Annotated in this window: 17 protein-coding genes and 1 pseudogene; 5 read left to right on the top strand and 13 right to left on the bottom strand. The window is 74.2% G+C overall.

The window, feature by feature from the left end; all coding sequences use genetic code 11:
* The 6 genes from IF06_RS0116390 to IF06_RS0116365 form a co-directional block, all read right to left on the bottom strand.
* On the bottom strand, window positions 1-544 hold a 544-nt coding region (locus IF06_RS0116390; RefSeq protein ID WP_030272001.1), incomplete at its 3' end, for a cellulose-binding domain-containing protein.
* Between the two features lie 430 nt (window positions 545-974).
* Window positions 975-2,018: a sulfite exporter TauE/SafE family protein gene (locus tag IF06_RS0116385; RefSeq protein ID WP_013287528.1), complete on the bottom strand. Its 1,044-nt coding sequence runs from the start codon at window positions 2,016-2,018 to the stop codon at window positions 975-977.
* 132 nt (window positions 2,019-2,150) lie between these two features.
* Window positions 2,151-2,621, bottom strand: coding sequence for an RrF2 family transcriptional regulator (locus tag IF06_RS0116380; protein ID WP_013287529.1), 471 nt, complete (start codon window positions 2,619-2,621; stop codon window positions 2,151-2,153).
* A 71-nt stretch (window positions 2,622-2,692) separates the two neighbouring features.
* Complete coding sequence (locus IF06_RS0116375; RefSeq protein ID WP_030271997.1) at window positions 2,693-3,577, bottom strand: acyl-CoA thioesterase; 885 nt, start codon at window positions 3,575-3,577, stop codon at window positions 2,693-2,695.
* A 114-nt stretch (window positions 3,578-3,691) separates the two neighbouring features.
* Window positions 3,692-5,140: a pyruvate kinase gene (gene pyk, locus IF06_RS0116370; RefSeq protein ID WP_013287531.1), complete on the bottom strand. Its 1,449-nt coding sequence runs from the start codon at window positions 5,138-5,140 to the stop codon at window positions 3,692-3,694.
* 279 nt (window positions 5,141-5,419) lie between these two features.
* Complete coding sequence (locus IF06_RS0116365) at window positions 5,420-5,785, bottom strand: YciI family protein (RefSeq protein ID WP_013287532.1); 366 nt, start codon at window positions 5,783-5,785, stop codon at window positions 5,420-5,422.
* Between the two features lie 164 nt (window positions 5,786-5,949).
* Here IF06_RS0116365 and IF06_RS0116360 point away from each other — a divergent pair, with 164 nt between their 5' ends.
* Together IF06_RS0116360 and IF06_RS0116355 are read left to right on the top strand one after the other, a co-directional pair.
* On the top strand, window positions 5,950-6,816 hold the full coding sequence (locus IF06_RS0116360; protein ID WP_013475834.1) for an aldo/keto reductase: 867 nt from the start codon (window positions 5,950-5,952) through the stop codon (window positions 6,814-6,816).
* Window positions 6,817-6,907: 91 nt separating this feature from the next.
* A pseudogene (locus IF06_RS0116355) lies at window positions 6,908-8,446 on the top strand (GMC family oxidoreductase); the annotation flags it as partial.
* Window positions 8,447-8,581: 135 nt separating this feature from the next.
* On the opposite strand, the gene IF06_RS33145 reads toward IF06_RS0116355, so the two are convergent.
* From IF06_RS33145 to IF06_RS0116340, 4 genes are all read right to left on the bottom strand, one after another.
* A complete protein-coding gene (locus tag IF06_RS33145) occupies window positions 8,582-9,385 on the bottom strand; it encodes a lipase family alpha/beta hydrolase (RefSeq protein ID WP_013475832.1) in 804 nt (267 codons plus the stop codon).
* Between the two features lie 167 nt (window positions 9,386-9,552).
* On the bottom strand, window positions 9,553-9,816 hold the full coding sequence (locus IF06_RS0116350) for a DUF6244 family protein (RefSeq protein WP_013287536.1): 264 nt from the start codon (window positions 9,814-9,816) through the stop codon (window positions 9,553-9,555).
* 158 nt (window positions 9,817-9,974) lie between these two features.
* Window positions 9,975-10,754: a hypothetical protein gene (locus IF06_RS0116345; RefSeq protein ID WP_030271993.1), complete on the bottom strand. Its 780-nt coding sequence runs from the start codon at window positions 10,752-10,754 to the stop codon at window positions 9,975-9,977.
* 115 nt (window positions 10,755-10,869) lie between these two features.
* Window positions 10,870-13,389, bottom strand: coding sequence for an FtsK/SpoIIIE domain-containing protein (locus tag IF06_RS0116340; RefSeq protein ID WP_030271991.1), 2,520 nt, complete (start codon window positions 13,387-13,389; stop codon window positions 10,870-10,872).
* A 183-nt stretch (window positions 13,390-13,572) separates the two neighbouring features.
* On the opposite strand from IF06_RS0116340, the gene IF06_RS0116335 reads away from it, so the two are divergent.
* Window positions 13,573-14,985, top strand: a complete 1,413-nt coding sequence (locus IF06_RS0116335; RefSeq protein WP_030271989.1) for an alkaline phosphatase PhoX — start codon at window positions 13,573-13,575, stop codon at window positions 14,983-14,985.
* A gap of 271 nt (window positions 14,986-15,256) precedes the next feature.
* Here the strand turns inward: IF06_RS0116335 and IF06_RS0116330 are convergent, their stop codons facing one another.
* A complete protein-coding gene (locus IF06_RS0116330) occupies window positions 15,257-15,838 on the bottom strand; it encodes a TetR/AcrR family transcriptional regulator (RefSeq protein WP_030271987.1) in 582 nt (193 codons plus the stop codon).
* A 274-nt stretch (window positions 15,839-16,112) separates the two neighbouring features.
* On the opposite strand from IF06_RS0116330, the gene IF06_RS0116325 reads away from it, so the two are divergent.
* Window positions 16,113-17,573, top strand: a complete 1,461-nt coding sequence (locus tag IF06_RS0116325; protein WP_013475828.1) for an MFS transporter — start codon at window positions 16,113-16,115, stop codon at window positions 17,571-17,573.
* Window positions 17,574-17,748: 175 nt separating this feature from the next.
* Here the strand turns inward: IF06_RS0116325 and IF06_RS0116320 are convergent, their stop codons facing one another.
* Both IF06_RS0116320 and IF06_RS0116315 read right to left on the bottom strand, forming a co-directional pair.
* On the bottom strand, window positions 17,749-20,427 hold the full coding sequence (locus IF06_RS0116320; RefSeq protein WP_030271985.1) for a hypothetical protein: 2,679 nt from the start codon (window positions 20,425-20,427) through the stop codon (window positions 17,749-17,751).
* A 114-nt stretch (window positions 20,428-20,541) separates the two neighbouring features.
* Complete coding sequence (locus IF06_RS0116315) at window positions 20,542-21,327, bottom strand: SGNH/GDSL hydrolase family protein (protein ID WP_030271983.1); 786 nt, start codon at window positions 21,325-21,327, stop codon at window positions 20,542-20,544.
* A 197-nt stretch (window positions 21,328-21,524) separates the two neighbouring features.
* On the opposite strand from IF06_RS0116315, the gene IF06_RS0116310 reads away from it, so the two are divergent.
* Window positions 21,525-23,060, top strand: coding sequence for a M1 family metallopeptidase (locus tag IF06_RS0116310; protein WP_030271981.1), 1,536 nt, complete (start codon window positions 21,525-21,527; stop codon window positions 23,058-23,060).
* The last annotated feature ends 89 nt before the right edge of the window (window positions 23,061-23,149 follow it).

Below are 23,149 nucleotides of genomic sequence, written 5' to 3'. Positions count from 1 at the left end.
GCTTGGCGCCGGCTGGCGGGGTGGTGGGCGGCGGGGGGGGGGGCGGGGGTGTGGACGGCGGTGGCGTGGTGGGCGCGGGCGTGCTCGGTGGTGGCGTCGACGGTGGCGCGCTGGTGGACGGCGCGCCGGTGCAGGCGGTGCCGTTGAGCGTGAACGCGGCCGGGACCGGGTTCGACGCGTTGTTCCACGAGCCGTTGAAGCCGAAGTTCGCGGTGCCGCCGGTGCCGATGGCCGCGTTGTAGCCGGCGTCGCGGGCGCTGACCTGGGCGCCGGACTGGCTGACAGTCGCGTTCCACGCCTGGACGACCTGCTGGCCGGCGGCGAAGCTCCAGCCGAGGGTCCAGCCGTTGACCGGATCGCCGAGGTTCGTCACTGTCACGTCGGCGCCGAAGCCGCCGCTCCACTGGTTGGTGATCCGGTAGTCGACCCGGCAGGCGGCGGCAGCCGCCGCGGCGGTCATCGTGGTGAGCGCGCCGGCCGACAGGGTGACCGCCGAAGCCGCGGCGAGCAGCGCGATCCGGCGGCGTGGGGTGGTGAGGTGCACGGGGAATGCCTTTCGCGGAGGTCAGGCACGGGGCGAGCGCCGGCCTGCCCGGACCGGCGAATTCGTGCCCTGACGCGACGAGCGACGTCGACACATCGACGTCCATGATTCGGCTCCGCGCTCCGTCAGCCTAGGTCACCGCTGGACACGCCCACAAGCGCCGGACTCACCGGGCACGTCGCACGCGCCCTTCACCCCGTCCCGTCGCGGTGGCGGCCGGCGCGGCGGCACGGCAGGTCGGCGGCACGGCAGGTCGGCGGCACGGCAGAGTCGCGGCGGGCGGCGAGAAGGGACAGCCGACAACCGATATGCCTCTCGGTCATATTTATGACCGAGAGGCATATCGGTTGGAGTGCTTGTGTCTCCGGAGGGCGACACGCCGAGGAACACCCCTCGCGGGTGCGGGGGCGCCCCGGGAAGGCCCAGAGGCTCAGCCTTCGACGGCGGCGGCGAGCTTCCGCGACTCCGCGGCCTCGGCGGACTCACCCGACGCCGCGGGCTCCGCCGGCGCCGCGGACTCACCCGGCTTGGCGAACTCCGCCGGCTCCGCCGACGCGGCAGGCTCTCCCGCCGGAGCAGGGCCCTCGGCGAGGGCCGCCTCGACTGTGGCGCGTGCCCGGCGGGTACGGCGCAGGGCGCGCACCGCCAGCCCGACGGCGACCAGCCACGCGACGCCGAGCAGCACGTACACCACCACCGGCACCGAGCCGCCCACGCCGCCGGCGCTCAACAGCGTGCGGGCGTTCGTCAGCACGATCACGCCGCCGATCACGGCGCCGAGCAGCTGGGCGGGGACGATGCGGACCAGCCAGGCCGCGATCGGCGCGGCGATCAGGCCGCCGACCAGGAGAGCGGCCACAGTGGGCAGCAGGAAACCCTCGGAGCCCAAGCCGATGAGGAAGCCGATGCTGGCCGCGCCGGCCACCACGAACTCGGAGGTGTCCACCGAGCCGATGACCTTGCGGGGTTCCATCCGGCCGGAGACGAGCAGCGCCGGGGTGGCGACCGGCCCCCAGCCACCGCCGCCGGTGGCGTCGACGAAGCCGGCGACCAGGCCGAGCGGGGCGAGGAAGCGGCTGCGCAACCGGCCGGCCGCGCGGTTGGCGCGCAGCGGCCGGGAGAACCGGACCAGCAGGTACGCGCCGAGCGTGAACAGGATGGCGGCCATCCACGGCGCCGCGGCCTCGGTGGAGATGGAGCTGAGGAACGTCGCCCCGGCGAACGCGCCGATCGCGCCGGGCAGCGCGATGCGGCCGACCACCCGCCAGTCGACGTTACCGAATCGCCAGTGCGAGACGCCCGCGGCGAGCGTGGTGCCGATCTCGGCCAGGTGCACCGAGGCGGACGCCGCGGCCGGTGCCACACCGGCGAACAGGAGAAGCGTCGAGGAGGTCAGCCCGTACGCCATGCCGAGCGCGCCGTCGACGAGTTGCGCGGCGAGCCCGACGAGGGCGAGGACCAGCAGCTTGCGCACGAGCGCCCCCTGACTTTTCGGTATCTCCTATCAACTTGGTCGACAATGCGGCACGGAGGCGCCCCGGGTCAAGTCCCCCATCCGGTTGGTAGGAGACGCCGGACGGTGTGCCGGGGTGTGCGGAAGCCGGCGTCAGCTCCAGGCGCGCGGGTCGGCGGCCAGCTCGTTGACCCGGCCGGGCAGCGCGCCGGCGGCCACGTCGGCGATGGTGACCAGCTCGAGGATCTCCCGCTCGCTGGCCCGGAGCGCGATCCAGACGTCCTGCAACGCGCGGGCCGCACCCTGGTAGCCGAGCTGTTCCGGGCGCTGCCCGCGTACGTGCGCGAGCGGACCGTCGATGACGCGGATCACCTCGGCCAGGGAGATCTCCCCGGCCGGCCGGGCCAGCCAGTAGCCGCCCTCGGGGCCACGCTGGGCGTGCACGATGCCGCCCCGGCGCAGTTGCAGCAGGATGCTCTCCAGGAACTTCGGCGGGATGTCCTGCGCGCGGGCGATCTGCTCGGCGGTCACCGGCCGGCTCCGCCCAGTGGTCCCCCCGACCGCGACCGAGGCCAGCTCAGCGGCCGCGCGGAGGGCATAGTCGACCCGGGCGGAGAGACGCATACGGCCAGGTTAGTCCGCTGCGGTGCGGGCCGGCCCCCCGACCCGCACCCGGACGATCACCGATCGGGCTCTCAGCCGCCGACGCGCCGCAGCAGCCCCTCCTGGACGGCGCTGGCGATGTGCCGGCCGTCGGTGGTGAACATCCGGCCCGTGGCCAGGCCGCGGGCGCCCGATGCGGACGGGCTCCAGCAGTCGTACAGGAACCACTCGTCGGCGCGGAACGACCTGTGGAACCACAGCGCGTGGTCGAGGCTCGCGCCGACCACACCGCCCGGGCCCCACACCTCGCCGTGCACCGACAGCACCGAGTCCAGCAGGGTCAGGTCGGAGGCGTACGTGAGGGCGCACGCGTGCAGCAGCGGATCGTCCGGCAGCTTGCCGTCCAGGCGCATCCACACCCGCTGGTGCGGTTCGGCCGGGCGGTCGCCGGGGCGGACCCAGCCGGGCTCGCCGACGTAGCGCACGTCGATCGGGCGCGGGATCATCCCCCAGATGCCGAGGCGCTCCGGGTAGCGGGAGAGCCGGTCGGTCATGGTCGGCACGTCGTCCGGGCCGGGTACGTCCGGCGGGAGCGGGGCGTGGTGGTCCAGCCCTTCCTCCTGCCGCTGGAACGACGCCGACATGAAGAAGATCGGCTTGTCGTGCTGCAACGCCACCGAGCGACGCACCGAGAAGGATCGGCCGTCGCGGACGTTCTCCACCTGGTACTCGATCGGCTCGGCCGGGTCGCCGGGGCGCACGAAGTAGCCGTGCAGGGAGTGCACGGCCCGCTCCGCGTCGACGGTGCGGCCGGCTGCGACCAGGGCCTGGCCGGCGACCTGCCCGCCGTAGACCCGCTGCGGACCCACCTGCGGGCTCATCCCCCGGAAGGTCATCTCCCCGGTACGGGCGAGGTCGAGCACCTCCAGCAGCTGGTCGACCGCCGCCTGCCCGGTCGCCACTGCGCCATCACTCACTGTGTCACCTTCGTTCGCGACTGCGGGGCTCGCAAACCCGGCTCACTCCTCGCACTCACTGTGTCACCTTCGTTCGCGACTGCGGGGCTCGCAAACCCGGCTCACTCCTCGCACTCACTGGAGCGCCCGGGCCGAGGCCGCGTCGACCAGCGAACCGAGCTGGTGCACGCGCAGCGTGTTGGTGGAGCCGGGGGTGCCGGGCGGGCTGCCCGCCACGATCACCACGTAGTCACCCGGGTTGGCCCGGTTGAGGCCGAGCAGCGCCTGGTCGACCTGGCGGAACATGTCGTCGGTGTGCTCGACGAACGGCATCAGGAACGTCTCCACGCCCCAGGAGAGCGCGAGCTGGTTGCGCACCTCCGGCACCGGCGTGAACGCCAGCAGCGGCAGGTCGCAGTGCAGCCGGGCCAGCCGCTTGACGGTGTCACCGGTCTGCGAGAACGCGACCATGGCCTTGGCGCCGATGGCCCGGGCGATCGACGAGGCGGCGACTGTGAGCGCGCCGCCGTGCGTACGCGGGTCGTGCTGCAACCGGGGGACGGCGATCGAGCCGGCCTCGGTGGTGGTGATGATCTTCGCCATGGTGCTGACGGTGAGCACCGGGTACTTGCCGACGCTCGTCTCGCCGGAGAGCATCACCGCGTCCGCGCCGTCGAGCACCGCGTTGGCCACGTCGGAGGCCTCGGCGCGGGTCGGGCGGGAGTTCTCGATCATCGAGTCGAGCATCTGGGTGGCCACGATGACCGGCTTGGCGTTCTCCCGGCACAGCTGCACGGCACGCTTCTGCACCAGCGGCACCTGGTCCAGCGGCAGTTCGACGCCGAGGTCGCCGCGGGCGACCATGACCCCGTCGAAGGAGAGCACGATCGCCTCCAGGTGATCGACCGCCTCCGGCTTCTCGACCTTGGCCAGGACCGGGCGGCGCACGCCCTCCTCGTCCATGATCGAGTGGACGAGCTTGATGTCCTCCGGCGAGCGGACGAAGGAGAGCGCGACCAGGTCGACGCCGAGGCCGAGGGCGAAGCGCAGGTCCTCGGCGTCCTTGTCGGACAGGGCCGGGACGCTCACCGCGACGTTCGGCAGCGAGACGCCCTTGTTGTTGGAGACCGGGCCGCCCTCGGTGACCAGGCACCGGATGTCGTTGCCGGTGACGTCGCTGACCTCGACCGCGACCCGGCCGTCGTCGATCAGCAGCCGGTCGCCCGGCTTCACCTCCTGCGGCAGCTTGCGGTAGGTGCAGGAGACCCGCTCCTTGGTGCCCACCACCTCGTCGCCGGTGATCACGACGGAGTCGCCGGTGCGCCACTCGTGCGGGCCGTCGGCGAACCGGCCGAGACGGATCTTGGGCCCCTGGAGGTCGGCGAGCACCGCGACCGGGCGCCCGGACGCCTCGGCGGCCTCCCGGACCAACCGGTAGACCGATTCGTGGTCGGCGTGACTGCCGTGGCTGAAGTTGAGCCTCGCCACGTTCATGCCGGCTTCTACGAGCCCGCGGATACGCTCCGGGGAGGCGGTTGCGGGGCCGAGAGTGCAGACGATCTTCGCGCGGCGTGTCACGCCCATCAGGCTAGTCTCTCCTCCGGATCGGCCTCCCGGCCGACCCCTTGCGGACTGCGGAACATTTGTCCAACGACGCGCGTCAACCGCGTGGGCGGGCGGTAGGCGTACCGCACCGGAACGTCGTGTGGCGGGCATCGGCGACCGCGCGGTGAGAAATCGTACCGCTCCCCGTCACGGGCCGGCCGGGGGCACTGTGGGGCCGCCGCGCCCGGCCGTCCGGCCGTGGGCGGGCACTGGGTACGCGGCAGTGGGCGGTGCCGTCGGAGGGGCTCGCGCGGAGCCTCAGCTCTCCGTCTTGACCAGCGGGAACTCCAGTGAGCCGGCCGGGCAGAGGAAGGTGAGCACCTCGACCCGGTAGAGCCCGGCCTGCACCGCCGGGTCGGCCTCCATGACGCTGCGGACGTCGTCCACCGAGCCGGTCCGGGCCAGGCCGAAACCGATCGGCGGGTCGGGTTCCCGGGCCGGGCCGTCGACCGACCCGTCCACGAGCACGATGCCGCGCCGTTGCAGCGCCCGCATGTGCTGGAGGTGCTCGGCCTGCAACCGCTGCACTGTCTCGTCCGGCAGGGCCCGTCCCGAAGGCCCCGGGTAGAGCACGATGCACTCGTACGTGTCCAGCGCGAAGTCGAGCCGTGGCGTCGCGGCCATGCGCACCTCCTGACCACCGTCCCGCCCAGCCTCCCACGGCGGCCCGGTGCGCCGGGGCCGCTCGCCGCAACTGCCAGTGCTTCGCCGCCACGATTCGGGGAATGTCCAGGGGTCGGGGCGCAGCACCGCCCCGCGAGGTACGTACGAGCACAGGAGGACCGCGAATGGCCACCAGCACCCAGCCCGCCAAGGCGTCGGGCAGCTACCGGATCGGTGGCGACCTGCCGGTCGACCGCCTCGGCTACGGGGCGATGCAGCTCACCGGCCCCGGCGTGTGGGGCGACCCGAAGGACCCGGCCGAGGCGGTACGGGTGCTGCGCCGCGCGTACGAGCTGGGCGTCACGTTCATCGACACCGCCGACTCGTACGGGCCGTTCGTCAGCGAGCTGCTGATCCGCGAGGCGCTGCACCCGTACGCCGACGACCTGGTCATCGCGACGAAGGCCGGGCTGACCCGCTCCGGCCCGGACGACTGGCGGCCGGTGGGCCGCCCGGAGTACCTGCGCCAGCAGTGCGAGCTGAGCCTGCGCCACCTGGGCCTGGACTGCATCCCGCTCTACCAGCTGCACCGCATCGACGCGAAGGTGCCGCTGGCCGACCAGCTCGGCGAGCTGGCGCTGCTGCGCCAGGAGGGCAAGATCCGGCACATCGGGTTGTCCCAGGTCAGCGTCGAGGAGATCGAGGCGGCCCGGGCGATCGCGCCGATCGTGTCCGTGCAGAACCTCTACAACCTGGCCGACCGCAGCGCGGAGGACGTGCTGGAGCACTGCGAGCGCCACGACCTGGCGTTCATCCCGTGGTTCCCGATCGCCACCGGCAACCTGGCCCGGCCCGGCGGCCCGCTCGACGCGATCTCGACCTCGCACGGCGCGACCCCGGCGCAGCTCGCGCTGGCCTGGCTGCTGCGCCGCTCGCCGGTGATGCTGCCGATCCCCGGTACCTCGTCGGTGGCGCACCTGGAGGAGAACGTGGCGGCGGCCGGGGTGGAGCTGACCGACGACGAGTTCGAGGCGCTGGCCAAGGCAACCTGAGCCGGCCGCCGCACCTCCGCCGACCGGCCCCTTTCGCGGAATGTGATCGAGCAACTACTGTCAGAGGGATTCTCGCGAGTGGGGGTCCGCTGTGGAGGAGTTCGACTACGTCATCGTGGGGGCCGGCGCGGCGGGGTGCGTGCTGGCGAACCGCCTCACCGAGGATCCGGGGACGCGGGTGCTGCTGCTGGAGGCGGGCGGCTGGGACCGCAGCCCGTACGTGCGGGTGCCGAAGGCGTTCTCCCGGCTGATGGACGACCAGCGCACCGCCTGGCACTACCCGGCCACCACCGGGCCGGGCCGCCAGGAGATCTGGCAGCGCGGACGGATGATCGGCGGCTCCACGTCGGTGAACGGCATGATCTGGAGCCGCGGCGCGGCCCGGGACTGGGACGCCCTCGAACCGCTGGGCTGGGGCTGGTCGGCGATGCGGCGGGTGTTCCCGCAGTTGGAGGACCACCCGCTCGGGCCCGCGCCGCACCGGGGCACCGGCGGTCCGGTGCGGCTGTCCGTCGCCACCGGCACCGACCCGCTCGCCGAGGAGATGGTGGCCACCGGCGCCGAACTGGGCTGGCGCCGCGCCGACGACCTGGACGCCCACGACGACGAACGGATCGGCTACCCCACCGCCACGATCCGCGCCGGACGCCGGGTCAGCGCCGCGGACGCGTTCCTGCACCCGGTGCGGCGCCGGCCCAACCTGACCGTCGAGGTCGGCGCCGTCGTCCTGCGGGTGCTCGTCGAGGGCGGCCGCGCCACAGGTGTACGGGTGGTGCACGGCGGCGGGGAGACCACGTACCGGGCGGCGGGTGAGGTGATCCTCGCCGCGGGCGCCCTGGCCACCCCGCACCTGTTGCAGGTCTCCGGCATCGGCCCGGCGGACACGCTGCGCGCGGCCGGGGTGCCGGTGCTGCTCGACCGGCCCCGGGTCGGCGCAGGGCTGCGCGAGCACCGGTCGATCGTGCTCCAGTACCGCCTCGCCGAACCCGGCGGCCACAACATGACCATCGGCAGCCCGCTCGGGCAGGCCCGGGCGACGCTGCGCTGGCTGCTCACCCGGGGCGGACCGCTCGCCCTGCCGGTGCTGGACGTGGCGGCCCACCTCAAGTCCCGGCCGGAGCTGGATCGCCCGGACGCGCACCTGCTGATGGCGCCGTTCTCGGCCGCCCCGCCGCGCCCCGGCAAGGCGCTGGAGCTGGAGCGGGAGCCGGGCCTGATGTGCCTGGGCACCGTCACCCGGCCGGACAGCGAGGGCAGCCTGACGATCACCGACGCGGACCCGCGTACGCCGCCGGCCATCGTGGCGAACTACCTCACCACGGAGCACGACCGGCGGGTGGCGGTGGACCTGTTCCGCCGGATGCGGGAGTTCTTCGGCACCGGCCCGATCGCGAAGCGCATCCAGGCCGAGACGGTGCCCGGAACGGCGACCACCACCGACGCGGAGATCGTCGAGGCGGCTGTGGCACGCGGCTACTGCGGCTACCACGCGATCGGCACCTGCGCGATGGGCACCGGCGACGAGCACGTGGTCGACCAGCGGTTGCGGGTACGCGGCGTGGACGGGCTGCGGGTGGTCGACGCGTCGGTGCTGCCGGTGATGGTGGCCGGCTGGACCAGCGCCCCGGTGACCGCGCTGGCCTGGCGGGCCGCCGACGTGATCAGGGGACGGGACACGGACTCACCGCCCGGACCCGGCCGACGCCGCACCGGGGCCCGGCCGGACGTGCCCGGACCCGCGCGACGGCGGGCCCGGGCACGTGGCTCAGACCGCGAAGCAGTTCGGCTGGACCGGGGCGCCGGCGAGCACCTGGCGCACCGCCGTGTACGTGGTGCCGTCCAGCACCAGCCCGAGGTGGCCGACGACCCGCAGCGGGCACCAGGCCTGCACGAGGATGTTCGTCGCGCCGTCGGCGAGCACGGCGTTGTCGACCGGCCGGACCAGCTCGTCCTGCCAGGTGCGCACGGTGGCCCAGCGGACCGGGCCGGGCGTGTCGTCCCCCGCGTTGAGGTCGGCGAGGAAGCTCGACCCGATGGTCATCTGCTGGCAGGCGATCACCCCCGCGCAGCTGCCCAGCCCGAGGACGGCGACCAGATTCGCGACGTAGGTGCCGTACTGCGGGCTGCCCAGGCTGACGTACTGGTCGACGGTGGCGGCGCCGCCGAGGTACTTGACGTACCAGCGGCTGACCAGCCCGCCCTCGGAGTGGCCGACCAGGTCGACGCGGGCCGCGCCGGTGGTGGCGCGCACCCGGTCCACGTAGGACGACAACGCCCGGGCGGACTCGCGGATGTCGCCGAGACCGAGGTTCGGCAACTGGAAGATCGAGACCCGGTAGCCGTCGGCGCGCAGCCGGGCGGCGATCGGCTCGTACGCGATGGAGATTCCACTCAGGCCACCGACCACGATCACCGGGTCGGCGGCCGCGGCAGCGGCCCGTTGCGCGGCGGTGGCGACGGCGGCCGTGTTCGACGGGGTGGCGGGTTCGGCGGTGGCGGCCTGGGCGGCGGCCGGGACGAGCAGGACGGTGGCGGCGGTGGTGGCGGCCAGGATCGTTCGGAGCAGCATGGGCTGCACCTCCGGGGGGAGGTACCCGGGCGGAGCCGGGGGGACGGGTGGGATCCGATCGATCGTGGACACGATGATGCGTGTCCGATTTCACACACGTCAATGAAAAGTTACGCCCCGGTAACCCTTGTCGCGCCCTCAGCGCAAACCGGCATGCCGGACCGGGCTCAGTTGCCCAGCGCCTGCACCTTCGCGATGGTCTCCTGCACGTGCTGCCGGGCCGGTTCACCGCCCTGGGCGGCCTGCGCCAGCGCCTGCCGGTAGGAGTCGATGACCCCGATCAGCGGGCCCGCCGTGGCCCCCTCCAGCGCGCCCGCCACCAGCGCCCGCGCCTCGGCCGCGTCCTGCGCGGCAGCGGCGGTGCGCGCCTTGGCCTCGTCCAGCTTCTGTGCCGCCGCCGCCAGCCTGGCGATGATCTCCGCCGCGCTCACACGCCCTCCCCCAGCTCACCGACCCCGCGAGCCTACCGCCCCGCCCCACCGCCTTCGCGATCTTGCACTTTCCGCCCGCCCGAAAGCCACAATTAGCGCGCCCTTGGGTCCAAAACTCCATGATCGACGGAGCGGTGGAGCGGTGGGGCAGGGCCGGGTCAGCGGAGGAGGCGGAACAGGAGGAGGTAGAGGCAGAAGAAGGACGGGGAGACCAGCGCGCAGATCACGAAACCCAGCGGCACGTACCGTCCGGCCGGGGGCGCGTCGCCCTCCACCGCCGGGCGGCCCCAGCGGGCGAGCACCACCTGACCGGCCACGAAGGACATCAACGGCACGCCCGCACAGCTCAGCGCCGCCACCAGGTCCAGCCCGCTCACCGGCAGCGACGAACCCACTATCGCGATCAGCATCAGCAGCGAACCGGCGAGCGCGCAGCCCGCGTACACCACCACCGCCCGCGCCGGCGCGGACCAGGTGGGCAGCAGCACCGGCGTGCGGGCCAGCGCGTCGGCCTGCTGCCCGAACACGTCGGCCTCCTCGGCGAGCCGCCCCGCCGCCGCCAACTCCCCCGCCGGGTCGCCGGCCCGCGGCGCCGGAACACCACCCGAGGGGTAGGCCCCGACCTCCGGCCGCCCCGGCACGTCGGCTACGCCGCCGGTCACCCCGTCCCCCGGTCCGGGCACGGGACCTGGTGCTCCCCCACCGGCCACCATCGCCGGTGCCGGCTCCTCCGCCGGGACCGAGGTCATCGGCACACCGATCGCCTGCCCGAGCCGGTCGAGGTGCTGCCCCTGGGCGGCGAGCCGCTGCCCGACCGAGTCGACGGCGGCCTGGAGGCCGCGGCGGCGCTCCGCCTCGGCGGCGATCTCCCGCTCCCCGCCCCGCTGCCGGGTGGACAACTCCCGCAGCAGCGCCGCGTACTCGTCGAATCCACTCATGTGATGTCTTTCGTTCGCGACTGCGGGGCTCGCAAACCCGGCTCACTCCTCGCGCTCACAAGGCCGTCTTTCGTTCGCGACTGCGGGGCTCGCAAACCCGGCTCACTCCTCGCGCTCACGGGGTGACCTCACTTCCGGCGGCGAACGGCACGATCAGCGCGGTGCGGTGCTCGTGCCGGTCGACGAGCAGGGCGCGTCCCTCGCGCGGGACGTACGCGAGGTCGTGCACGCCGAGGTGCAGGCCCAGGTCGGCGGCGGGGACGTTCAGCGCGACCAGGCCGGTCACGTCGTCGCGGTGCCCACTGCCGCCCAGGTCGTCGGCGAGGCGGCGCAGCCCGCGCCACCAGCCGAGCACGTGCACCCCGCGCGACGGGCCCTGGCGCAGCACGGCGCGCAGGTCGTCGTACCCGGATCGGAACGTCGCCGGGTCGGAGGCGGCGAGCGTCGTGGCGGCGGCGTCCATCCCGAACACCACCAGGTAGGTGCGCCCGGCGGCCGGGGCGTCCCCGGCTGCGGCCTCGGCGAGCTGGGCGCGCAGCGCGCCGGCGTCGAGGCGCCGGACCGGATGCCCGGCGGCGGCCAGCGTCATGGCCAGGTCGTCGGCGGCGTCGGTGGTGCCCGGTGCCAGCGGCGCGAACAGGAACCGGGCGGTGCCGGGGGCGTGCTGGCGGGCCAGGGACAGGGTCGCCGACCGGAGCACGTCCGCGCCGGCCGCGGCGGTGCCGACCACCGCCAGGTGCCGGCCCGGGCTGGCGTCGAGCGCGAACCCGGCCGGGCTGCCGGGGACGTCGACCACGCGGCCGACGAGCGCGTACGGCGGGTCGGCGCCGGGCGTCAGCGCCGCCCAGGCAGGGTCGTCGGTGAGCCGGGGCGTCTCGTGTCCCCGGAAGACGGCAGGCGGGCGTGACCCGGCCGGGCGGGCCGCGTGCAGTTCGTGGCGCAGCGCGGCGAGGTCGGCCGAGGCGGCGTGCGCGTCCGGGAACCGCACCTCGGCGTCCGAGCCGGGCGCGCCCGCGCCGGTGTTCACCACTGCGGTGCCGACGGTGAGCCCGCGTGCGGCGTCGTTGCGCGGGTCCAGCACGGCGTCGCCGCCGGGCAGCGCGATCCGCAGCGGGAACTGCCCGAAGATCGCCTCGGCCCGGCCGTAGAGCGCCTCGATGCCGGTGGTGCTCTGGCTCGCCAGCACCAGGTGCAGGCCGTACGAGCGGCCCTTGCGGGCCAGTTCCTCGATCAGGTCGACGGCCTGCCGGGCCAGCGCGTCGTTGCCGGCGAACAGCACGTGGAACTCGTCGACGACTGTGACGATCCGGGGCGGCCGGGCGTTCGGCGGCAGGTCGGCCAGGCGGCTGACGCCGTGCCGCTTCAGCAGGTCGGCGCGGCGGCCCAGTTCGGCGCGCAGCTCGCGCAGCACCGCCACGCCGTACTCGCGGTCGGACTCGATGCCGACCGCGTCGGCGTGCGGCAGCCAGGTGGGGTCACTGTCGGTGGGCACGAACTCGGTGAAGCTGACGCCCTCCTTGAAGTCGAGCAGCATCAGCCGCAGCTCGGCCGGCGAGTAGCGGGCGGCCAGCCCGTAGAGCACGTCGAGCAGCAGGACCGTCTTGCCGGCGCCGGTCCGCCCGCCGATCAGCCAGTGCGGGGTGGCGTCGTCGAACGCCACGCTCAGCGGACGGCGGCCGGCCCGGCCGAGCACGGTACGCAGCCCGGACGCGGCGGACCCGGCCCAGCGCTGCGCGGGCAGCAGGTCGGTGAACGTGACGCCGTCCTGATCGGCGGCCTCGGCGTACCGGCGGGCCAGCGCGGTGACAGTGGCGTGCGACGGGTCGCCGTCGAGCACCACCGGAGCGGCCAGCCCGCTGCCGTCGGTGCTGAACGGACGCCCCGGCGGATCACCGACGAGCGTGTACCGCTCGGTGACGCGCAGCTGGGTGGTGGCGCCCAGCGGCGGAGCCGCGCTCGGCCCGGCCGGTGGGTGGCCGGCCAGCAGCACGCAGACGGCCGCGGCCGGGCCGGCGTGGGTGAGCGCGGCCAGCCGGGCCAGTTCCCGGGGCGGTGGCGCGGACGCGGCGACCACCACCAGCAGCTCGCGGTCCTCCGGCGCGGACCGCTGGGCGGTACGGGCGTGCCGCTCGGCCAGGTCGAGCAGGGCCGTCGTCTCCGCCTCGGTGGTCGCCGCCGCGGCGAGCACCCCGGCGTCCTGGAGCGGGCGCAACGGCAGGAACGCCGCGCCGAAGGCGGCCTGGTCGACGCCGGCCACCCGGATCGCGCCGGCCGGAGCGGCGGTCAGCAGCCGCACCACCACCGCCCGCAGCAGCTCGCCGACGCGCGGGTCACGGGCGTCCGCGTCGACGGCCAGGTGCGCGCCCGCGCCCACCGGCACGAGCACCGGGAACGCGCCGTCGACAGTGGTCGCGGCGCCGAGGCGTACCGGAACGGGGTGGGTCGCGACGCGGGCGGTGCCGGGCACCGCGGCGGCCAGCTCACCGCCGAGGCGGGCCAGCCGCGCCACCAGCTCGGGACTGCCCACCGGCGCCGGGCCCGCGGCGCCCAGCAGCCGCCGGGCCGTCTCCCAGTGCCGCACCGCCCGCCGATGCCGATCGACCGCCTGCCGGTACGCCGCCGCGAGTCTGCCCACCGTCCGCCCTCCGACGTTTGCGATCGAAGGGAACCCTAACGGACGCGCGCCGCACCGGCACGGGGCGCTCCGCACCGGGGATTCGTCCACTGTTCACCCGGCTACGGACGGGCGCGCCGCACGCCGTTCCCCCGGCCCGGTTTGCCTTCCCCCAGGCAATCGTGCGCACAGGAAGGCGACGACGTGACCACCTCACCTCTTCCCCGGCGGTCCCTGCTGCGCGGCGGCGTGGCCGGCGGACTCGGCATCATGGTGGCCGGCAGCCTGGAGGCGATCGCCGGACCGGCGGCGGCCCGGCCCGCCTGCCGCCCCGCCGTCGGCTACGGCGACCTGGTGCCGGACCCGGCCGGCCTGCTGGCGCTGCCGCCGGGCTTCTCGTACACGGTCGTCGCGCAGGCGGGCGCGACGCTGCTGGAGTCCGGGCAGCCCACCCCGAGCGACGCGGACGGCACCGGCTGCTTCCGCGGCCCGCACGGCTCGGTGCTGGTGAACAACCACGAGATCGGCGGCGACGAGCCGTATCCGGTGCCGGCGCTGCCCGGCCTCACCTACGACCCGGGCGCCCGCGGCGGCACCACCACCATCGAGGTGGACCGGCACGGGCGGCGGCTGCGCGAGTACGTGAGCGTGGCCGGCACGCACAACAACTGCGCCGGTGGCATCACCCCGTGGGGCACGTGGCTGACCTGCGAGGAGACCGAGCAGCGGGCCGGTGGGCGGTATCTGAAGGACCACGGGTACGTCTTCGAGGTCGACCCGCACGACCGGTCCGCCAACACCGACCCGGTGCCGCTGACGTTCCTCGGGCGGTACTCCCACGAGGCGGTGGCCGTCGACCCGTACACCCATTCGATCTACCTGACCGAGGACGCGAGCGGGCCCAACGGCCTGTACTTCCGGTGGACGCCGCCGCCCGGCTTCCGGGCCGGCAAGGGCGCGCTGCGGGCGCTCGCCCAGCGGCCCGACGGCGGCACCGCCGGCAGCCTCGCGGCGATGCGCTGCCTGCGCGGCGACGACCACGTGGCCGACCTGTCCGAGGCCACCACGCCCGGCACCCGCTACCGGGTGGAGTGGGTCGAGGTGCCCGACCGCGACGCCCGGACCGTGTCGGTACGCAAGCAGTTCACCGACGCCGAGGTGACCCGCAGCCGCAAGCTGGAGGGCGCCTGGTGGGGCGACGGCGGCGCGTACTTCGTGGCCAGCTACGCCCGCCACGACGACGGCAGCGCCAACGAGCACGACGGGCAGGTGTGGTTCTACGACCCGCGCCGGCAGACCGTGACGCTGAAAACCATCTTCGGGGTGAACACCGACCCGGAGGCCGACGCCGGCAACTACGACGGGCCGGACAACATCACCGTGTCGCCGTACGGCGGGGTGATCCTGGCCGAGGACGGCGAGGGCGTGTCGCACCTGGTCGGCGTCACCGAGCAGGGCAAGGCGTATCCGCTGGCGCGCAACGAACTGAACGACAGCGAGTTCACCGGGCCGACGTTCAGCGCGGACGGGAAGACGCTGTTCGCCAACATCCAGTCGCCGGGGTACGTGTTCGCGATCACCGGTCCGTGGGGGCGGCCTGGTAACGGGCACCGCTGAGCGGGTGGCCGGCGGTTCCCGGGCGGGAGCCGCCGGCCGATCCGCCTCTCCTCGGCGATCTTGCACCTGCGGCCCCGAAGAATGGGTGCATGAGCCGCATTTCGCCGCCCGAAAGTGCAAGATCGGCGCACTGGACCGCGCCGACGGTTGTCCGCGCGACGCTCTCGGCGATCGCGGAGTACGGCGGGGTCGGCTGAACCCGGCCGCACCCGCCACTTCCTCCCGCACAGAGCAGCCCTTGATGCGTCACGTCAACAAACGGCCGGACGAATCAATTCATGCCCGCCGGCGGGCGCAGGCCGTCCAGCGCGATGGCCAGGACGCGGTCCCGCTGGGCCGGGTCCGGGAACTGGTACGCGGCGAGGCCGCTGATCAGCCGGATCACGTCGTCGAAGCCGGCGTCCGGCCGAGCTTCCCCGGCGGCCTGGGCACGGCGCAGCAGCGGCTCGCCGGTCGCGTAGATCTCGGTGCGGCAGCTGCGGAACACCTCGGAGTCGTGCACCAGCTCCTCGGCCAGCGCCCGCTTGGTGGCCACGTAGGCGACGAACCGGTGCAGCCAGCCGACCAGGGCGTCCCACGGGGGCTCGTCGGCCAGGTCGGCGGCGGAGGCGCTGAGCGCGCGCACCTCCTCGACGTAGACCGCCTCGAAGAGGTCCCGCCGCTGCGGGAAGTTGCGGTAGAGCGTGCCGATGCCCACGCCCGCCCGGCGGGCGATCTCCTCCAGCGACGCGCCCGCGCCGTGCTCGCCGAAGACCTCGCGGGCGGCGGCGATCAGCGCGTCGTAGTTGCGGCGGGCGTCGGCCCGCTTGGGGCGGCGCGCGAAGACCTCGCCGGACACGTCGGCGTCAGCCATGAGGCGCGTCACCCCTTCCGCCTTGCAACCGGAGGCACCCCTCCGCTAGGTTAATGGAGGCGAGCCTCCGGTTACTGACCGGAGCCACCCCTCCGGATAGCTTACTCCGGACTTCCGGCCGCCCTCCGGCCACGCGATCCTCGCGCCACGACACGGACCCGGGAGGTCCCACCATGCCCGCCGACCGCTGAGCGCCCGCACGACCCGGCCGCCACCGCCGCACGACTGCGCGAGCGGCCACCAGTCTCGTACCGACAACGGGGAGTTCTCCCACATGATCCACTCATCAGGGCGCGGCTCGCGCCGACTCACCTTCCTCGTGCTGGCCGCCGGCACCGGATTCTTCGCGATGCTCCAGTCGCTGATCACGCCGGTGCTGCCCACCATCCAGCACGACCTGCACACCTCGCCCAACACGGTGACCTGGGTGCTCACCGCGTACCTGCTCTCCGCGTCCGTCTTCACGCCGATCGTCGGCCGCATCGGCGACATGGTCGGCAAGGAGAAGACGCTCGTTTTCTCGCTCGCCGCGCTCGCGCTGGGCTGCCTGCTGGCAGCCGTCGCCCCCAGCATCGGCGTGCTGATCGCCGCCCGCGTGGTGCAGGGCATCGGCGGCGCCGTCTTCCCGCTCTCGTTCGGCATCATCCGCGACGAGTTCCCGGCCGCCCGGGTCAGCTCGGCGGTGGCCTCGATCTCCGCGGTCGTGGCAGTCGGCGGCGGGCTGGGCGTGGTGCTGGCCGGGCCGATCGTGGCCACCCTGGGCTACCGGTGGCTGTTCTGGATCCCGCTGGTGGTGGTCGGGCTGACCGCGCTCGCCGCGCACCGGTTCGTGCCGCGCTCGCCGGTACGCACCCCGGGCCGGATCAACTGGCTCAGCGCCGTACTCCTGTCCGGCTGGCTGGTGGCGCTGCTGCTGCCGGTCAGCAAGGGCGCCGCGTGGGGTTGGGGCTCCGGCCGGGTGGTCGGGCTGCTGGCGCTGGCCGCGGCGCTCGCGGCCGCCTGGCTGGCGACCGAGGCCCGGGCCGCGAACCCGCTGATCGACCTGCGGATGATGCGCCTGCCCGCGGTCTGGACCACGAACCTCGTCGGGCTGCTCTACGGCGCCTCGATGTTCGCCGTCTACGCGTTCCTGCCGCAGTTCGCGCAGATCCCGACCAGCGCCGGCTACGGCTTCGGCGCCAGCGTCACCCAGGCCGGGCTGCTGATGCTGCCGATGCTCGTCGGCATGTTCGTGGCCGGCCTGCTGGCCGGACGGCTGCAGTCCCGGTTCAGCGCCAAGGCGCAGCTGAGCACCGGCGCGGTGTTCAACGTGGCGGCCGCCGCCATGCTGACCGTCGCGCACGACACCCGCTGGCAGGTCGGGATCGCCGGCGGTCTGGTGGGCGTCGGCATCGGGCTGGCGTTCGCCTCGATGGCCAACCTGATCGTGGCGAACGTGCCGGCCGGGCAGACCGGCGCGGCGACCGGCATGAACGCCAACATCCGTACCATCGGCGGCGCGATCGGCGCGGCGCTCGCCAGTGCCGTGATCACCGCGAATCCGCAGCCGAGCGGGCTGCCCCGGGAGGCCGGTTTCACGGCGGGCTTCCTGCTGCTCACCGGCATCTCGGTGGCCGCGGCGCTGGCCGCGCTCGCCGTACCCTCCGGTCGCCGCCGGTGGCCCCGGCGGCGGATCGGGCCGGCGGTGCCGGACCTGGCGCCGGTGCCGGCCGCGGAGCTGGTCCCGGCCCGCTGACCTCAAGGGGTACGAGCAGACGAGAGCCCCGCCCGGCGCGTGCCGGGCGGGGCTCCGCGGTGCCGGCTGCCTTCGCGGCTACGGTCCGAGCGGCGCGAGAAATGATCCTTGCCTGCCTGGCTGCCCAGCACGGCGACCTCGAACCCCAACCATGATCACGAATGGCGGCTGCGCACTAGCGTGGTGCGACGCGGCAGCCGGGGTCGGGGCCGGTGTCGGCCACGCCGCAGTGGAACACCTCGACCGGGGCGGCGTCCACGTCGGGCACCTTCGCCACGGTGAGCAGCGCCAGCCGCTTCGCCACCGGTTCGCCTGAGTCCGGGGCGTACCGGATGAGGCCGCTGACCCCCGGGTAGCCGCCGGCGGCGTTCTGCCGCAGCACCTCGGCGTGCACCCCGACCGGGTTGACCGAGCGGGGCTCCCAGCGGCGGCCGGTGTCGGCGTGGCGCAGGCGGGCGGCGAGGCTCTCCAGCGCGCGTACCGTCATCATGGTGGCGTCGTAGGCCAGGCTGACCCGCTCGCCGACCGGCGGGCCGGTACCGGCGCGGCATCGGGGCGGGTCGAGCAGGCCGTCCGCGCCGATCCAGGTGAGGAAACTGCCCCGGGCGTCGTCGCGCCCGGCCTGCGCGGCCCGCAGCGACGCGCAGGTGGCCAGCGCGGCCTTCGACACGTACGTGACCGGCAGGTTGCCCGGCGCGCTGGCGCGCAGCCCCGGGTTGGCCATGTAGCGGTTCACCGAGTCGTCGGCGACCAGGTGCCGGGGCGGATTCGCGCCGCACTCCTTGAGCGCGCGCATGAACCCGTCGAACTCCGACCAGCGGCCGGCGAAGAAGAGCATCCCCGGGTAGCCGCACTCCTGGGTGAGCCGCCGCCCGCTGCGCCACTCGTCGAGCCGGGTGATCCGGTCGCCGAAGCGTTCCCGCAGGCCGTCGACGAGGGTGGCGACGTACAGGTCGTCGGTGAGCGAGCTGCCCTCGCCGGTGGTCCAGTAGACGTGCGCCTCCCCCGCCCGCAGCACCTGCCGGGCGTACGCCTCGACCATCCGGGCCTGGTCCCGGTTCGGCGCCGACATGGCCAGGTAGAGGCTGGAGTTGGCGTCCATCCGGTCGGCCGACAGCGTGGGGGCGAGCACCGGCAGGCCGACCCGGTTGAGTTCGCGCAGCGCCGCCGCCGTGCTGGTGCGGCTGTCCACCAGCCCGACCACGCCGAGCACTGTGGGGTCGTCGCGGGCCAGCCCCTCCAGCATCCGCACCGCGTCGTCGGCGTGCCGCATCTGCCGCCCGGCGTTCGCCACCACGATGTGCAGCAGCGCCGCGTCGTCCGCCGCCGCCGACTCCTGGAGCAGGGCGTACTGGGCGGTGGCCATGCCCTCCAGTTCCTCCCGCTCGGAGACGTAGGACTCCTCGTCCGCGCGGGTCCGGTTGCCGGTGAGGCTGCCCAGGTAGACAAGCGTCAGGTAGGGGCGGCGGTGCTCGCTGCGCCGCCACACCTCCTCGGCGGCCCGGTTCTGGGCGAAGATGCGCCGCTGCACGGCGCGCAGCCGGTCCTGCCCGGGTTCGCTGTTGAAGACCTGCCCGGCGGTGTCGCTGTAGCCGACGCACTCGCCGCCGACGAGCCGGACGGTGACCCGGTCGGTGGGCCAGGGGCGGCAGTCAGGCGCCCACCGCCCGTGCGCCCACACGCCCAGCCCGGCGACGAGCGCCAGGGCCACCGCGGCGGGCAGGAACCGCCGCGCCCACCAGGGCGGGTCGGGTGCGACAAGGGCCGGCGGGACGCCTCCCACCGGGGCGTCGACGTCCCGGTCGTCCGCCTCCAGCAGCATCAGCCAGGCGCCGGAGCGACGCAGCCGGCGGTTCTCCGGCAGCGCCTCGGCCCACTCCTCGTACGCCTCCTCGGCCTCGGTCAGCGGCCGCGAAGCGGCCGGTTCCGGCGGCGGGTCGGCGGCGACCGCGACGACGAGCAGCGGGTCGTTGCGGCCGGTCTCGTTGCGCACCTCGTCGACGAGCCGGACCAGCGTGTGCCCGACGTTGTCCGGCCGCGCGCCGTCGAGCACCAGCACCGGATAGGCGGTGCGGCGCCAGTCCCCGGGCCGCCAGAACCGCCGCCGGTACGCCAGGCGCAGGTCCTCCAGGAACGCGTGCAGCAGCAGCTTCTCCACCTGGGCCGGGTGTTCGCCGTCGCGCCAGCCGGCGGTGAGCCGCTCGGCGAAGCCGAGGAACGTCACCGACTGGCGGGGCGCCAGGTACTGCTGGCGCATGAACCAGCGGTACTGCCGTCCGACGAGCGGCACCCGGCCGGAGACGGCGATCCGGAACACGACGCCGGGCACGGCCCGCCACAGCAGCCAGAGCAGCAGGTGCAGCGCGGCGCCGAGGCCGGAGTCGCCGCCGACCTGGGGGTCGTCACCGGTCCGCCGTCCCCGCCAGTCCCGCAGCCGGCGGACCAGCGCGGCCCGGCCGCTGTCGGCGGCGTCCAGGTCCACGGCGAGCGTCTGGTGCATCAGCCAGTCGGCCAGCGGGTAGTGCCGGAACCGCAGCCGGGGCGCGCCGAACGCCTCCACTGAGAGTTGCCGGTGCAGTTCGCGCAGCACGGCTGCGACGTCGTCGCCGGCCGGGCGGCCGGTCAGGTCCAGCACTACGTGCGGCACCCGGCGCCCGGCCCGGCGCGCCGCGAAACGCCGTAGCAGGGCCGCGACCGCGCCGTCCCCGGTGGGCCGGACCAGCCAGAGCAGCGGGAGCCGGCGGTCGCCGCGGCGTGGACGCCGCAGCAGCCGGGCCAGCAGGGTGAGCAGTTCCGGGCCACCGGCCGGGAGTTGCTCGCGGACCGGCCGCGGCCGGGTCGCCGGTTCACGCATGGTCACCTCCGGGTCGCATGCGGTGTCGCACCATTGTCGACGTTCGATGCAACCCGGCACGGCGGGGCCCCGCTCGACGGACGGGTGTCGAGCGGGGCCCTCCTCGCGTGCGGATCAGCCGATGGCGGCGGTCAGCGCGGCCAGGTAGCCGTAGCGGTAGCCGTTCGCGTTCGGGTGGTACGCCTCGATGACGCCGCTGACGTCGCGGATCCACGGCTCGGCGGCGCACACGCCGTGCCCGGCGAAGAACGGCCGCGCGTCGACGAAGGTGCCCCCGGCGGCGGTGACCCGGCCGGAGATGACGCCGTTGAGCGTGTCGGCGGCCTGGTTGAGGATGGTGCGCTTGTAGCTGCTCATGGCGAGCAGTCCACAGGAGCCGGTCTCGAACAGCCGCGGGTAGCCGAGCACCACCAGCCGGGCGTTCGGGGCCCGGTTGCGGATCGCGGTGTACGTGGCGTCGAGCCGGGCGGGCAGCGTGGCGGTGGCGAACGCCGTCGACTCGTTCACCGCGCTCTCGCAGCTGGACGTGCTGCCGAAGCGGCAACTGGTCATCACGTCGGCGAAGCCGGCGTCGTTGCCGCCGATGGTGATGGTGACCAGCGTGGTGCTGCTGCTGAGCTGGCCGACCTGGTTGGCCAGCACGTCGGCGGTGACCGCGCCGCCGCAGGCCGGGAACTTGAAGCTGGTGACCGAATGGGCGGCCGCCCAGAGCGGGGCGTACGACTTCTGGCTGCGCAGGCAGGTGGACAGGTCGTACGGGCCGGCGCCGACCCCGGAGGAGTAGGAGTCGCCGAGGGCGACGTAGTTGACGGTGGCCGCCCGGGCGGCGCCGGGCAGGAGCACGGCGCCGAGTACGGCCGCCAGGAGGGCGGCGAACACGGTACGGACGCGACGGGGCATGGCAGAGCCTCCACGGGGCAGGGGTGGTGGAGCCCGTTGACCGCGCGCGTGGCCGAGGGATCGGTGCTGTTACTGGTCGGTAATGCTATCGAAACATTCGTCGAAATTGAATAGCCCCGATCGGCCGGACAGGACAGATACGTTCACATGTGTCGATTAGTTTGACGGTGACGACACCCGACGGAGGGAGTCCCACCGTGCGACGCGCACTCACGGCGGCCATCGCCGCCCTGACCCTCACCGCAGCCGGCACCACAGTGACCGGTGCCCCCGGCCAGGCTGCCCCCACCGGCTGGGGCCGGCCGCAACCCGCGGCGGCCACCCCGACGCCGGGCAGTCCCGGGCTGGGCGACAGCTACTTCCCCGACTACGGCAACGGCGGCTACGACGTCGGCCACTACGACATACGGCTGCGCTACGAGCCGGCCACCGACCGGCTCAGCGGCACCACCACGATCCTCGCCACCGCCACGAAGGACCTGTCCCGGTTCAACCTGGACTTCGCCCTCGACGTCGAGTCGGTGCGGGTGAACGGGTGGGTCGCCGGGTTCGCCCGGGCCGGCGACCACGAGCTGGTGATCGCCCCGGCCCGGCCGCTGGCGAAGGGCCAGCAGCTCACCGTCGTGGTGAAGTACGCCGGCGTGCCGTCGCAGACCACCGTCTACGGTTACACCGCGTGGACCCGTACCGCCGACGGGGCGCTCGCCGTCAACGAGCCCGAGTCGGCCTGGTGGTGGTACCCGAGCAACGACCACCCGAAGGACAAGGCCACCTGGGACGTCTCGGTGTCGGTGCCGACCGGCGTCGAGGTGATCAGCAACGGCGTGCAGCCGCGCGACCCGCTGCCCGAGGCCGGCAACCGCACCCGGTGGAGCTGGCGCAGCGTCAAGCCCGGCGCCACGTACCAGGCGTTCCTGGCCATCGGGCAGTACGACATCGTCACCGACACCGCGCCGAACGGGCAGCCGGTGGTCAACGCGTACAGCACCACGCTGGGCGAGCGCCTGCCCGCCGCCCGGGCCAGCATCGAACGCACCGCCGAGATCGTCGACTGGGAGAGCGGGCTGTTCGGCCCGTACCCGTTCGAGGCGCAGGGCGGCGTGGCCGGGCCGGTCGACGGCATCGGGTTCGCGCTGGAGACGCAGACCCGCCCGGTCTACGGCCCCGGCTTCTGGCGGCGCGGCGCCAACACGTACGTGGTGGTGCACGAGAACGCCCACCAGTGGTTCGGCGACTCGGTGTCGGTGGCCGACTGGCGGCACATCTGGCTCAACGAGGGCTTCGCCTCGTACGCCGAGTGGCTCTGGTCGGAGGAGCAGGGCGAGGGCACCGCGCAGGAGCTGTTCGACTTCACCTACGACAGCTACCCGGCCGACTCCGAGTTCTGGCAGGTGCGACCCGGCGACCCGGGGCCGAGCGGGATCTTCGACGCCGCCGTCTACGACCGCGGCGCGATGGCGCTGCACCAGATCCGGCTCGCCGTGGGCGACGCCGCGTTCTTCCGCATCCTGCGCACCTGGACCGCCAAGCGGCAGTACGGCAACGGCACCGTCGCGCAGTTCCAGGCGCTCGCCGAGCGGATCTCCGGACGGGATCTCGACGCGGTGTTCACCACCTGGCTGTTCACGCCCGGCCGGCCCGACGTGGCGACCGCCGCGCGGACGACAGCCGCACCGGCGCAGCCGGCCTCGTGGGCGAAGATCCGGGCCGCGCACGACCTGCTCGGCCGCTGACATCCGCCGCCGCGCGGCGCGTCGTCCACGGACAGCGCGCCGCGCGGCGGGGGATGTTAAGAAGGGCCCCCTCCTCTACCTGAGGCGTT

The sequence above is a fragment of the Micromonospora globosa genome (assembly GCF_000717585.1).
GTDB classification, from domain to species: Bacteria; Actinomycetota; Actinomycetes; order Mycobacteriales; family Micromonosporaceae; genus Micromonospora; species Micromonospora aurantiaca.
The sequence above is the reverse complement of the archived record's forward strand: the minus strand, read 5'-3'. Positions and strand labels throughout refer to the sequence as shown.